The sequence below is a fragment of the Clostridium neonatale genome (assembly GCF_001458595.1).
GTDB lineage: Bacteria > Bacillota > Clostridia > Clostridiales > Clostridiaceae > Clostridium > Clostridium neonatale.
On the sequence record NZ_LN890327.1, the window covers coordinates 352,853 to 364,849 of the forward strand.

The following is an 11,997-nucleotide window of genomic DNA, read 5'->3' on the forward strand; positions in this document are numbered from 1 at the left end:
AAAAAATGATAATAAGCATTGCTAATAGTAGGACAGCTAAGAAATGGAAAGCCATAGATGTTTCTTGGAATGAGTTTTTAGAGAAAGTTAAAAATACAAAAAGAACATCTGAAACTGTAAAAGAATTTAAAAATCTTTCAAAGGCAAAACAAGATGAGATAAAAGATGTTGGCGGTTTTGTTTCTGGAAAGCTTAAAGAAGGTAAACGAAAGAATGGATATGTTGAGGATAGAACCAGGTTAACTCTCGATATGGATTATGCAGATGCTGGACTTTGGGAGCAGATAACTTTATTTTATGATTTTACATGCTGCATATATTCAACACATAAACGTACAAAAGATAAGATGCGCCTTAGATTAATCATTCCATTATCAAGAAGCATAAGTGCTGATGAATATTGTGCAGTTTCTAGAATGGTGGCATTTGATATTGGAATAGAGCAGTTTGATGATACAACATATGAACCAACAAGGTTAATGTACTGGCCTTCAACCTCAAAGGATGGAGAGTTCATTTTTGAAAATCAAGAAGGGAAGCTTTTAGATCCAGATAAGATACTTTCAAGATATAAGGATTGGAAAAACAGTAGTGAATGGCCTGTATCTTCAAGGCAGAAAAGTATTGTAAGACATAATATTTCAAGACAAGCAGACCCTTTAGAAAAAGAAGGACTTATAGGAGCATTTTGTAGGCAATATTCTATTACCCAGGCAATAGAAAAGTTTTTAAATGACATATATAAGGAAAGCACTATTTATGGAAGATATGATTACATTCCAGCATATTCAGCATGTAATAAACTTAAAAATAGAATTTAAAGTTTGAATGTATCCTGTTTGCAGAGGATCTTTCTAACTAACTAAATATATGACAATAGTTAATATATAATGTAAATAATATTGAGCATACGTGTATATAAACTATATTTATACTATATAGGGAAAAAAGACTTTTGTAAGAGAAATATTGTGCAAAGCTAGTAAAATCAATGTTTTGCAGCTATAACAACAATTTTAACAAAGATCATGGTTAATAAAAGCCGTGAAGGCGAGGATGGAGAGGGATTAATATTATGGAAAGAAATAATTTTTGTATAGCAAATGCTAGAGGTAATAGATGCAGCAAACTTAATGTGGAAAAGTGTATGGGAGAATCTTGTTCTTTTGCAGTGACTAGAGAGGAAGCAGAAGCTTCAAGTAAAAAAGCTTTTAAAAGATTAGCAGCTCTTGATAATGTAGTTCAGATTTATATTTCAAATAAATATTATGGGGGGAAGATGCCGTGGTTAAATTGCAGATAATGCAAGTGTAGAAATAGCTGCAAATCTGACGGGGGCTGTCATTATTGATGGTCTAGTTGGATTAAAAAAATAGATAAGGCAGGCTTAGCGAGATCTATGTCAAAAAAGGGAGGTTTCCCAGATAATTCTGCGTGTGAAGGATTATTTGGGCGCCTGAAGAATGAAATGTTCTAAAGTATCATTAGAAAATATGAATCCTAGGGGGACGACAAAGTCTTGGGTTGGTTGTATAACCAGTCCAAGACTTTGTCCGTACCCCATTAGGTTAAATTCCGAAATATAAATGTACAAACATAGCAGAAACAGCAGCACCTACAAATGGAGCAAGACCTGGTATTAGTAAGCCATATTTCCAGTCATTGTTGGCTTTATTTTTTATAGGAAGTACTTGGAAGGCAAGTCTTGGTCCTAAGTCTCTTGCTTGGTTCATAGCAAATCCTGTAGGTCCGCCAAGGCCCATACCTATTGCCCATACTAAAAGACCTACTCCTATTGGAAGCATGCTTTTATATTTTGTAGCGATCATAAGAGTTGCACTTATAAAAATGAATGTAGCAAACAATTCGACGAAAAAGTTTCTTGGTAAATTACGGATTATTGGGTTTGTGGAGAAAATATTTCTTACTGCTATAGGATCAACTTCATTTTCACTTGCTTTAAATTGATCAGCATACATAATATAAATAATTAATGAGGCCACAAATGCACCTAAAAGCTCTGCTAGACTATATGGTACAAAGCATGACCAAGGTATCATTCCTAAAATACATTGGGCAAGAACCATTGCTGGATTCATGCATACACCATCAAACATAAATAATGCTATTGTTATACCAAATCCCCATGTTGTTATTGCAAATATATGTCCACTTCCTCTATATTTTGTATTTTTTAATACTTCATCACAATGAACTCCAACACCAAAAATTATCATTAATGCGGTGCTTAGAAATTCAGCAGTTAAATGTTGAAACATACTTTTAGGCCTCCTTTAATTGTCTTTACATATTTTTTCTGTTTCAAAGTATATATTTTCTATGGGAATATTAAGTGATTGGGCGAGCTTGGCACAATCTTCATATTCGATATCATAATGATTTATATCTTTGTAAGAGGCGGCTTTTACCCTCACAGTCCCATAGATTGTTTTTATTTTTAACGTTTTACGACTCATAATAGTCCTTTGTTTAATTGAATAGCGTATTCCTAATGTTGCAGTATGGCTGAAAATAGCTTCAATGAATTTATCTTTTTGCTTTGGATCAATCAATACGGTGAGTTTAGAGGCCATTCTGCTTTTTTTCATCATTATTGGAGTAAGAAATACGTCTTTTGCACCCATATTGATGAGTAAATTCATAGCATAGCTTATTTGTTCGCTACTTTGGTCATCAATATTGGCTTCAAGTTCCATTATCTCATCTTCGTTTACTTTATTTTTATTGAGTTTTTTTTTAGCAGAAGCATTCTTAAGGCATTAAAACATCCAGTATCTCTTTTGCCAAAACCATAGCCAATTTTTAAAATATTCATATCATCTGGTATTGAAGAAAAATTTGAAACTATATTTTTTATAATTCCAAGACCAGTTGGAGTAATGAGCTCTGTATTTATATCTAAGCGCTGATGAATTGGAATAGAAGAATTTACTCGCATCTGCATTACAGCAGGTACTGGAACTGGCATTTCGCCATGAGCTATATTTATATGTCCGCATCCATCAGTGAGAGGAGAAGAGATTATTTCAGTAATATTGAGCTTCTCCAAACCTACGAAAGAGCCTACTATATCAATAATTGAATCGATAGCACCAACTTCATGAAAATGAATTTCATCGATATTTTTATTGTGAACTATGGATTCAGCTTCTGCTATTTCATGAAATACATCAATTGAATGAGCTTTTACAAAAGCACTCAAGTTACTATTTTCAATTATTTGTTTAATATCTGAAAAACTTCTTCCATTATGATGGGGGTGGCATTCTTCAATGCCACAGTCTTTTTTACCATCCTCCAAAATTACATCGAAGTCACTGCCGAAAACAGAATTCTTAGCTTTTTTTTCATAATAAAGTTTATAACCTGATAAGTTTAATTTTTTTAATTCTGTTTGTAATACATCAAAGTCTAATCCTAAATCTAACAAAGCGCCAATAAACATATCGCCACTTATTCCTGAGAAAGTATCTAAATATAATGTATACATAAATTCCTCCTATAAATGATTAATCATACTTGCGTTATAAGCAGCACCAAAGCCATTATCAATATTTACAACGCTGAGCCCGCTTGCACAGCTGTTTAGCATAGAAAGCAGGGCAGTGATTCCTTTAAAGCTTGTACCATAGCCTACACTAGTTGGAACTGCAATTACTGGTTTATCAACTAGGCCACAGATTACACTTGCTAGAGCACCCTCCATACCTGCAATAACTATTATTACTTTTGCATTACGTATTACATCTAAGTAAGAGAATAGCCTATGGATTCCTGCAACACCAACATCGTAAATGGATTTTACGTTATTTCCTAATACATCAGCACAAAATTCTGCTTCTTTTGCAACGGGTATATCACTAGTACCAGCGGTTACAATTGCTATATAGCCATCTGGTTTTTTTATGTTTTTTTTATTAATTGACATGCAGCGGGCACATCCATCATAAACTGCATCTGGAAATTCTTTGTATATTTTAGACATTTTTTCTTTGGAAACACGTGTTGCAAGTACAGTTTTATTTTTAGATAATAAAGCTTTGGATATTTTTATTATCTGATCAGCAGTTTTACCTTGGCCATATATAACTTCCGGGTAACCATTCCGCTTATCTCTTTGAATATCAACTTTAGCAACGTTTATATCTATAAATTCGTCATCACTCATTTTGATTCATTCCTTTATCTAAAATTTCATTTAAGCTGCCAGTTCTATATCCTCTTAAATCAAGTGATATATAAGTACAGCCAAAACTCCTAAATGTGTCATAAATATTATCCATTATTGATTCATTAAAGAAAAATGATCTTTCATTTGGCATTACTTCAATTCTGGCATTTTTATTTTCAAGTCTTACACGTATATTTTTTATACCAAGATTTAAAAGATAATCCTCACATTTGCGGATAATATCTAGTTTTTCTTGAGTAATGGTTTCACCATATGGTATGCGAGTGGCAAGACATCCTGAACTTGGTTTTTCTGAAGCTTTTATGTTCCATTTTTTTAAGCATTGTCTTATTTCATCTTTAGTAAGACCGCATATTTTTAAAGGAGACTTTATGTCAAGTTCCTCTAAAGCTTTCATACCTGGACGATAATCTCTGCAGTCACTTGCATTTGTACCATCAATTACGATATCTTTCCCATTCTGTTTTGCAATTTCCTTTATTTTAGTAAATAAAGCATACTTGCAATAGTAACATCTTTTAGGTGGATTTTTAATAAAATTATCTATTTTAAGCTGATTGCAAGGTACTTTTATTAATTTAAGACCTATGTTTTTGGAATATGAATTCATATCAGCTTTATCTCTTGAAGTGAGGGTTTGCGCTTCAACAGATATTAAAATAGCATTGTTTCTAAGTACATCTTTTGCTACATATGATAAAAATGTACTATCTACTCCGCTTGAAAAAGCAACAGCACATGAACCATATGAAGCAATAAGATTTTTTAATTTTTTTAGCTTTTCATCAATAGATAACATATTAGTTATTACCTCGTACTATAACACTTAATCCATCAGGAATAACTGAAACCTTAGCATCTTTACCCTTTAACTTAAATGCCTTATTTAAAGCTTCATCTATTGTTTTAGCACTTTCCATGTGTAAAGCAGTTACTAATGTAGGATCGACTAAATCAGAGACTAGTATTACCTTATGGTTAACTAAAATTCTAGCTAAAATTTGCGAAGTCCATTGCTCTGGAACAGTTTTTAATCTTGGTGTATTGATAGCAGAATCTAAGAATTCTTTTGGATCTTTAACGTTGGCAATATTATCGTAAAATGCTTGTCCACCATGTCCGTCACGACAGCCAGCAACCATTATGATTACACCATCTTTGTTTAATGTTGCTTCTGCAGCAGTCATGCCTTTTACAGCTTGATAAATATTTTGATCAAGAGGATAACCACCATTAGTTGCTATAGCTATATCACAGTTGATTTTATTTACTTTAGCTAAGTTATTTACGAAATTACAGCCCTCTAAATGAGCTTTTTCTACATCACCGGCAAATGAACCTATGATTTTATGTTCACCATTAAGTACAACATTTACGATGAAAGCTAATTTTGCAGTTTTGGCTGCATATAACATATCTTCATGAATTAAGTTATGAGAAAGGTTACCAGTATGTGAATTTTTATCATTAATAAATTCTCCACAGTGGTTTGCCATTATTGTTTTATATGAAGCTATACCAGGGAGTACTGATTTTCTTCCACCAGAAAATCCAGCAAAGAAGTGAGATTCAATAAAACCTTCAGCTAATAAAAGATCAGCTTCAGCTGCAATTTTATTTATTATGCATTCTCCGCCGCTTGGTAGTGTACCTATCTTTTTCATTGATGAATCATCTTTAGATTTGTGCATTACTATTTCTTCATTATTTACAATATCCTCTCCATATTTTGCAATAAGTTCTTCTCTAGTGCTTGGTCTGTGAAATCCTGTTGCTACGAGTATTCTTATACGTGCATTAGGAGATACACTTCTTATTCTTCTAAGTAAAATAGGAGTAATAATTTTAGAAGGAACCGGTCTTGTATGATCGCTGCTTATTATTACAATATCTTTTTTACCCTTTGCAAGTTCTTCTAATGATAAGCTTCCAATTGGATTGTCTAAAGATTTTTCAACAATGTCATTTTCACTTTCTTTACAATTGTATGTGCTTTGTTTTGATTCTAAAAGACCAGCAAAATTATTATCATTTAATTTTAGAGTCACTGTTTTTGAATCATAAGGTAATATAAATTTTTTCATAAAATATCATCCTCCATCTTGTAAAATTAATATTATTTTCGACATCAATTATTTTAAATTAAAAAAATGTATTATAATATACCATGAGATGTTATCATTTGTTAACAATAAATAATGTGAATAAAAGTTAATATGCATAAAAATAATAGTGATAGATATAAGGGGGAGATCTATGAATTCAGAATTTTTACTCGACTTTTTAGAAAAAAACAACACGGCTACAATAACGAAGAAGCATCATTCATATTTAACTTTTTGTGGTTTAGACGAGCAGTATACATATGTTTTAAAAGAAGGAGTAGTAAAAACAAGTGTTATATTAAAAGATGGAAGAGAATTTAATATATCGTATATATGTGCTCCAGATATAATTTCCTTATTAAGAGATGAGGTGAGTGCAAATACATCATCCCCATTTAATGTGAGGATAGAATCAAAGGAAGCGGTTTTTTATAAGATTCCAAGAGTAACATTCTGGAAGTACGTTAATAATAATAATAATAAGCTTCAGGAATACATAAAAGAGTATTATAGAAATAAATTGATGGAGACCATTTTTAACGAACAAATAATGATAATGAACAGTAAAAAGGGTGCTATATGTGCATTTTTATATAGCCTTATTGACAAGTTTGGAAAAGAAGAAAATGGAGAGATAGTTATTGAATTTCCTATTACGAATGAAGAGATTGCTGGGTTTTGTGGAATCTCAACACGTAACAGTGTAAATAGAATTCTTCATGAATTAAAACAAGAAAAAGTAATCAATATTGTTGACAAGAAAATACATATATTAGATAGGGAATATATTAAGACATTTACTTTATAGATGATGTTATCATTTGATAACATCATCTATTATTTTTGATAAATCAGCCACATGCTAAAATTAGTTATGCTATTTAGAAAGTGAGGTTTTATTATGCATATTCCAGATAATTATTTAAGTCCGAAAACGTGCGCAGCTTTTGCAGTAGCTATGTTGCCTGTTGTAATGTATTCGGCCAATAAACTTAAGCAGGAGGTTGAAAAAAAGAAAGAAACTATTCCTTTGATGGCGATTGCATCAAGTTTGTCATTTTTAATAATGATGTTTAATATTCCTCTACCAGGAGGAACCAGTGCCCATGCTGTAGGAGGATGTCTTTTGGCAATTTTGATTGGTCCTTATGCGGCATGTATAGCAATAACGATTTGTTTGGCATTACAGGCACTTCTTTTTGGGGATGGAGGAATTCTTGCTTTAGGTGCTAATGTTTTTAATATGGCTTTTATAATGCCGTTTAGTGGATATTACATATACAAATTATGTACGAAACTAATGAAAAAGAGAGGGGAAATTATAGGTGCAGCTTTAGGCTCGTATCTTAGCATAAATTTAGCAGCCTTTTGTGCTGCGGTAGAGCTTGGTTTACAGCCTATAATTGCTTATGATGCATTTAATAATCCATTATATAATCCATACCCTTTATCAATATCTGTGCCAGCAATGGTTGGTTCACATATGCTTATTGGAATAGTGGAAAGTATTTTTACGGTTTCAGTTTACAGGATTATAAAGAGAGAAAATTTTAATACAGGAGATTATGAAAATAAGAAAAGTATAAGAGTGAAAAGGCTTTATAAATTAATAATATTATTAATAATTTTATGTCCTATAGGGCTTATTGCAAGTGGTACTGCTTGGGGCGAATGGGATATAACAGAACTAATGGAGAATTTAAAATCTTATAATATATCACAGTATGTTCCGCAGGGGATGGAAAATGGATTTAGTTTTAGTGCGTTATTTTCAGATTATACTATTTCAAATATGCCATCTAGCATTTCCTACATTTTATGTGCAGTAACAGCTATAATAATTTTCATACTCGTTTACCGTATTATATTTAAGAAGGAAAGAAAAAATCATGAAAATGCCTGATTGGTTAGAAAATGATGAAAATTATAAATTAAATACTAAAAAAGATGATTATGTAAGAAAAAATATTATAAGATTTAATAGTTTGATCAAGCTTGTGCAAAGAGAAAATGTTTATAATTGCAATAATGAAATTAACTCATCTTTAAAGATCTTATCATTAATTTTATTGATGGTCTTAATTAGTGCAAGCCGTGATACGTATCAGTTATGGATTTGTATCTTATTTGTTATGATTCAAATGTCCTTAAATTCAGGGAAGATAATACTAAACATATTAAAAAAATCATTGCTCATGTTTATTTTCCCTTTGATAATATTTATTCCATATGCAATATGTGCGCCAATAAGCATTGCATTGATTTATTATTTAAAGATATTTACTATGATGATTGAAGTACAAATATTTATATCTGGCACTACGATATATGATGTTGGACAATCATTGAAGCAAATACGTTGTCCAGATGTTATTATTTTTGTAATGGACATAGTAATTAAGTATTTAAATTGTACTGCATATTTGATACGTGATGTATTGCAGGCTATAAATATACGTAATGTTGGAAAGGATATTCATAAATATAATACAATTGGAGGATTATTTTCTAAGATATTTATTAAAGTGAAAAGATGTGGTGAAGAATTATATAATGCTATGGAATGCAGGGGATTTACAGACACCTATGCAAAGCCATCTGTAAAGCATATGAGTAAGAAAGATGTTTTATTTATTTTGTGTCATATTTTATTTATAGTTATTTATTTTTATGTAAGGAGTTATATGCAATGATTACATGTGATGAAGTATATTTTGATTATGATAATAGCTCAATTCTTGAAAATATTAATTTTACAATTAATAAAGGTGAATTTGTTGTTATAATGGGAGACAATGGATGTGGAAAATCTACTTTATTGAAGATATTGAATGGTATTATCTTTCCTAGCAGAGGAAGATATATAGTTGAAGGAAGAGATATTAACAGTAGATATTTAAAGAATAATTATAATCTGTCATTATTTCATCAAAATATAGGATTCATATTTCAAAATTATGAGGTACAACTTTTTAATGCTACAGTATATGATGAAATTGCTTTTGGAATAAGAACCATGGGATTAGAAGAAAAAGAAGTAAATAAAAGGGTAATGGATTGCCTTAAGCTTTTAGATATAGAAAAATTAAAGAATAGAGTTCCGTATAATTTATCTGGCGGTGAAAAAAAGAAGGTTGTAATAGCAGCAGTTTTAGCTATGAATCCTAAAATAATAATTTTGGACGAACCATTTAACGGATTATCAATGCATTTTCAAGATGAGATATTATTTTTGCTGAAGCAGTTAAATAATTTAGGGAAAACTATTATATTAACTACCCATAGATATGATCAAGTAAAGGAGGTAGCTAATCATTTTTTGATATTTAAAGAAAAAAGTATTAAATACGATTTATCAAGTGAGCAATTAAAAAAACATAGAGATATAGAAGAATATTGCAGGCTGTTGTAATTATTTTTATCAGATAAAGAGTGAAGTATAGATTTTGTGAAAAATAAATTCAAGATATTAAAATAAGACCAGCTAATAATAGTCAAGTAAATTTCTAAAAAATATTAATTTAAAAAAAGAGCATAGCAAATAAACCATTCAAAAACACGAATGAGGGAAGGTGGTTCAGACATTTTCTAGGACTGGTTATGCAGCCAACCCAGGACAGTAGATAGCTTTGTGTAAAAACAAAACCATCTACTTTTTTGGGGACTTATGTCAATATAGTAGACACATTTTTTAGTTTTTTAAGCAGTTTTTAAAATAGAATTTAAAGCCGGAATATATCTTGTTTTGTAGAGGTTCTTATTAACAAGACACAGGATCAATGTCGTAAGCTTAAGGGAAATATATAACAATTCACTTGAACCTGTTGTTCTAGGCTTTAGATTTTACTATTTGTTGTAGTATTATCTAAAGCCTTATTTTATGGGATTCTATAATAGATAAAATGTTTAGTGAAGGAGGTAGGATTATATTTATATCATTTATGTGATTAAAAATTAATTGAAATATTTTATCATAGAAAAAACGCATGATAAAACATGAAATATAAGTATTTTACATATTTATGTTTGTTCTATAAAATAATAGTGTATTAAATAGAGTGTAAATGTTAACAAGAAAACAATTTTATATGATGAGGTAGTTTATGAGTAAAAAGTATGAAACTTTAGCTCAAAGTATTGTTGAAAAAGTTGGTGGCATTGAGAATATTAGTAATGTATATCATTGTCAAACTCGACTACGTTTTAATTTAAAAAATGATGATAAAGCAGATCAAAAAGCGTTAGAATCTATGGATTGAATCGCAAAAGTAATGATTAGTAATGCAGTGTTTCAAGTTGTAATTGGAACTCATGTAAAAGAGGTTTATGAAGAGGTAGAAAAAATAGTACAACCTCAAAAATTAAAGGAAGATATTACATCTAGTAAAAAGAAAAATCCAGTAAGTGTATTTATTGATTTTATATCGGGAACATTTATGCCTGTTATTCCAGCAATGTCTGGGGCTGGTATGATTAAAGCAGTACTAGCATTATTAACTGTCTTTAATATCATATCAACAGATTCACAGACATATTACGTATTAAATTTCTTTTCTGATGCGGTATTTTATTTGAGGAGGTTATATGAACAAAGAAGAAATTATGGCATGCTGCTGTATATCCAAAGATATATTTAATAGATATTTTAGTTCAGAAATTATAGAAAATGAAACTGATTTTAATGATGATTATATAAGAGAAAATTCTTTAGCTATATCACTTGAAAAAAAGGGTTTTACTTTGCCCAATATACGTAAAGATCTTATTTTGGATAAGAATGAACAGGATAATTACGAAAGAATGCTAATTATGTTGCAAAGTAAAAGACAAATTGTATTAGATAAAGTGCATGATGAAGAGCAATACTTAAGTGAATTGGATTACTTAATTTTTAATTTAAGGAAATTGCAAAAATGAAATATATTCTAAGAATCATGATCTACTTTTTTGGACTCTTCATCATTACGATAGGCATTAATCTTTCTATTGTATCAGGACTAGGAATTTCACCAGTATCAGCATTTACTTTACCAATCAGTAAAAGTCTAAATATGAGTTTAGGAGCAGTAACAACTTGTGCTTACGTCGTTTTTGTATTCATGCAGTATCTATTATTAAAAGAAAAATTTAAAAAAAGAAATATATTGCAGATACCTTTCAGCATTGCCTTTGGCTTTTTCGTTGATTTTACTGGATCTTTTATGAATAATATTGAGTTGAATAGTTATGGAGCTCAATTTCTTGTTTTGATTTTCAGTATTATTATTTGTGCGGTTGGAGCCACTTTGTATATTGTGATGGATATTGTTCCTAATGCTCCTGAGGGATTACAATTATCTGTATGCGAAAGGTTCAATCTTCCCTTTTCTAAAGTGAAAATTGCTTCAGATTGTATATTTGTTTTTATTGGTTTTATGATTACCTTTCTTTTCCTGGAAGGAAATACAGCAATTCGTGAAGGCACGATTTTGTCAGCGCTATTAACAGGAAAAATAATTGGAGTATTTTCTAAGAAAGCAGGTTCAATGTTAAAGAAAATTGCATTTTATGATCAAACAGATACATCTTGTATAAGATAACTTCTGTAAATTGACTAAAGGAGGTTTTTAAAATGAATACGGTAATTGTTTATTATTCATATTGAAAAATTAAGTAATCCAGAGGAAATGACGATTGCTT

Annotated in this window: 15 protein-coding genes and 2 pseudogenes; 11 read left to right on the top strand and 6 right to left on the bottom strand. The window is 30.4% G+C overall.

Features of this window, described 5'->3' with window-relative positions; all coding sequences use genetic code 11:
* Positions 1 to 5 precede the first annotated feature (5 nt).
* The 3 genes and pseudogenes from BN2920_RS05090 to BN2920_RS21640 all read left to right on the top strand — a co-directional run.
* The gene (locus BN2920_RS05090) at positions 6 to 821 is read left to right on the top strand and encodes a hypothetical protein (RefSeq protein ID WP_058293935.1); all 816 of its coding nucleotides are present in this window, start codon (positions 6 to 8) and stop codon (positions 819 to 821) included.
* A 254-nt stretch (positions 822 to 1,075) separates the two neighbouring features.
* On the top strand, positions 1,076 to 1,303 hold the full coding sequence (locus tag BN2920_RS05095) for a hypothetical protein (RefSeq protein WP_058293936.1): 228 nt from the start codon (positions 1,076 to 1,078) through the stop codon (positions 1,301 to 1,303).
* A gap of 24 nt (positions 1,304 to 1,327) precedes the next feature.
* Positions 1,328 to 1,474: pseudogene (locus BN2920_RS21640) on the top strand (IS3 family transposase); the annotation flags it as partial.
* Positions 1,475 to 1,568: 94 nt separating this feature from the next.
* Here the strand turns inward: BN2920_RS21640 and larD are convergent.
* The 6 genes and pseudogenes from larD to larA all read right to left on the bottom strand — a co-directional run bounded on the left by larD (position 1,569) and on the right by larA (position 6,297).
* The gene (gene larD, locus BN2920_RS05100) at positions 1,569 to 2,279 is read right to left on the bottom strand and encodes a D/L-lactic acid transporter LarD (protein ID WP_058293937.1); all 711 of its coding nucleotides are present in this window, start codon (positions 2,277 to 2,279) and stop codon (positions 1,569 to 1,571) included.
* A gap of 15 nt (positions 2,280 to 2,294) precedes the next feature.
* Positions 2,295 to 2,717: a nickel pincer cofactor biosynthesis protein LarC2 gene (gene larC2, locus BN2920_RS22265; protein ID WP_058293938.1), complete on the bottom strand. Its 423-nt coding sequence runs from the start codon at positions 2,715 to 2,717 to the stop codon at positions 2,295 to 2,297.
* A 14-nt stretch (positions 2,718 to 2,731) separates the two neighbouring features.
* Positions 2,732 to 3,511, bottom strand: coding sequence for a nickel pincer cofactor biosynthesis protein LarC (gene larC / locus BN2920_RS22270; protein WP_058293939.1), 780 nt, complete (start codon positions 3,509 to 3,511; stop codon positions 2,732 to 2,734).
* A gap of 9 nt (positions 3,512 to 3,520) precedes the next feature.
* Positions 3,521 to 4,189 (bottom strand): annotated as a pseudogene (gene larB, locus BN2920_RS05115) (nickel pincer cofactor biosynthesis protein LarB); the annotation flags it as partial.
* Positions 4,182 to 5,012: an ATP-dependent sacrificial sulfur transferase LarE gene (gene larE, locus BN2920_RS05120; protein WP_058293940.1), complete on the bottom strand. Its 831-nt coding sequence runs from the start codon at positions 5,010 to 5,012 to the stop codon at positions 4,182 to 4,184. The gene larE and the pseudogene larB, both read right to left, overlap by 8 nt.
* A 1-nt stretch (position 5,013) precedes the next feature.
* Entirely contained in the window at positions 5,014 to 6,297 is a 1,284-nt protein-coding gene (gene larA, locus BN2920_RS05125) for a nickel-dependent lactate racemase (protein ID WP_058293941.1), read from the bottom strand.
* A 172-nt stretch (positions 6,298 to 6,469) separates the two neighbouring features.
* On the opposite strand from larA, the gene BN2920_RS05130 reads away from it, so the two are divergent.
* The 8 genes from BN2920_RS05130 (at position 6,470) to BN2920_RS05160 (ending at position 11,897) form a co-directional block, all read left to right on the top strand.
* The gene (locus tag BN2920_RS05130) at positions 6,470 to 7,126 is read left to right on the top strand and encodes a Crp/Fnr family transcriptional regulator (RefSeq protein WP_058293942.1); all 657 of its coding nucleotides are present in this window, start codon (positions 6,470 to 6,472) and stop codon (positions 7,124 to 7,126) included.
* 93 nt (positions 7,127 to 7,219) lie between these two features.
* Positions 7,220 to 8,221, top strand: coding sequence for a cobalt transporter CbiM (gene cbiM / locus BN2920_RS05135; RefSeq protein ID WP_058293943.1), 1,002 nt, complete (start codon positions 7,220 to 7,222; stop codon positions 8,219 to 8,221).
* Entirely contained in the window at positions 8,208 to 9,011 is an 804-nt protein-coding gene (locus BN2920_RS05140; protein ID WP_058293944.1) for an energy-coupling factor transporter transmembrane component T, read from the top strand. The genes cbiM and BN2920_RS05140 overlap by 14 nt, the downstream gene beginning before the upstream one ends.
* On the top strand, positions 9,008 to 9,730 hold the full coding sequence (locus BN2920_RS05145) for an energy-coupling factor ABC transporter ATP-binding protein (protein WP_058293945.1): 723 nt from the start codon (positions 9,008 to 9,010) through the stop codon (positions 9,728 to 9,730). Before BN2920_RS05140 ends, BN2920_RS05145 begins: the two co-directional genes overlap by 4 nt.
* A 691-nt stretch (positions 9,731 to 10,421) precedes the next feature.
* Entirely contained in the window at positions 10,422 to 10,577 is a 156-nt protein-coding gene (locus BN2920_RS21645) for a PTS sugar transporter subunit IIB (RefSeq protein WP_198157481.1), read from the top strand.
* Between the two features lie 12 nt (positions 10,578 to 10,589).
* Complete coding sequence (locus BN2920_RS05150; RefSeq protein WP_058293946.1) at positions 10,590 to 10,955, top strand: hypothetical protein; 366 nt, start codon at positions 10,590 to 10,592, stop codon at positions 10,953 to 10,955.
* Entirely contained in the window at positions 10,903 to 11,235 is a 333-nt protein-coding gene (locus BN2920_RS05155; protein ID WP_058293947.1) for a hypothetical protein, read from the top strand. The genes BN2920_RS05150 and BN2920_RS05155 overlap by 53 nt, the downstream gene beginning before the upstream one ends.
* A gap of 17 nt (positions 11,236 to 11,252) precedes the next feature.
* Positions 11,253 to 11,897 carry a YczE/YyaS/YitT family protein gene (locus BN2920_RS05160; RefSeq protein ID WP_242868317.1) on the top strand — a complete coding sequence of 215 codons (645 nt, stop codon included), beginning with the start codon at positions 11,253 to 11,255 and terminating at the stop codon, positions 11,895 to 11,897.
* Positions 11,898 to 11,997 lie beyond the last annotated feature (100 nt).

Coding starts and splice junctions, on each gene's coding strand:
- BN2920_RS05090 (WP_058293935.1), top strand. CDS start 6: ATGATAATAAGCATTGCTAATAGTAGGACAGCTAAGAAATGGAAAGCC.
- BN2920_RS05095 (WP_058293936.1), top strand. CDS start 1,076: ATGGAAAGAAATAATTTTTGTATAGCAAATGCTAGAGGTAATAGATGC.
- larD (WP_058293937.1), bottom strand. CDS start 2,279: ATGTTTCAACATTTAACTGCTGAATTTCTAAGCACCGCATTAATGATA.
- larC2 (WP_058293938.1), bottom strand. CDS start 2,717: ATGGAACTTGAAGCCAATATTGATGACCAAAGTAGCGAACAAATAAGC.
- larC (WP_058293939.1), bottom strand. CDS start 3,511: ATGTATACATTATATTTAGATACTTTCTCAGGAATAAGTGGCGATATG.
- larE (WP_058293940.1), bottom strand. CDS start 5,012: ATGTTATCTATTGATGAAAAGCTAAAAAAATTAAAAAATCTTATTGCT.
- larA (WP_058293941.1), bottom strand. CDS start 6,297: ATGAAAAAATTTATATTACCTTATGATTCAAAAACAGTGACTCTAAAA.
- BN2920_RS05130 (WP_058293942.1), top strand. CDS start 6,470: ATGAATTCAGAATTTTTACTCGACTTTTTAGAAAAAAACAACACGGCT.
- cbiM (WP_058293943.1), top strand. CDS start 7,220: ATGCATATTCCAGATAATTATTTAAGTCCGAAAACGTGCGCAGCTTTT.
- BN2920_RS05140 (WP_058293944.1), top strand. CDS start 8,208: ATGAAAATGCCTGATTGGTTAGAAAATGATGAAAATTATAAATTAAAT.
- BN2920_RS05145 (WP_058293945.1), top strand. CDS start 9,008: ATGATTACATGTGATGAAGTATATTTTGATTATGATAATAGCTCAATT.
- BN2920_RS21645 (WP_198157481.1), top strand. CDS start 10,422: ATGAGTAAAAAGTATGAAACTTTAGCTCAAAGTATTGTTGAAAAAGTT.
- BN2920_RS05150 (WP_058293946.1), top strand. CDS start 10,590: ATGATTAGTAATGCAGTGTTTCAAGTTGTAATTGGAACTCATGTAAAA.
- BN2920_RS05155 (WP_058293947.1), top strand. CDS start 10,903: ATGAACAAAGAAGAAATTATGGCATGCTGCTGTATATCCAAAGATATA.
- BN2920_RS05160 (WP_242868317.1), top strand. CDS start 11,253: ATGATCTACTTTTTTGGACTCTTCATCATTACGATAGGCATTAATCTT.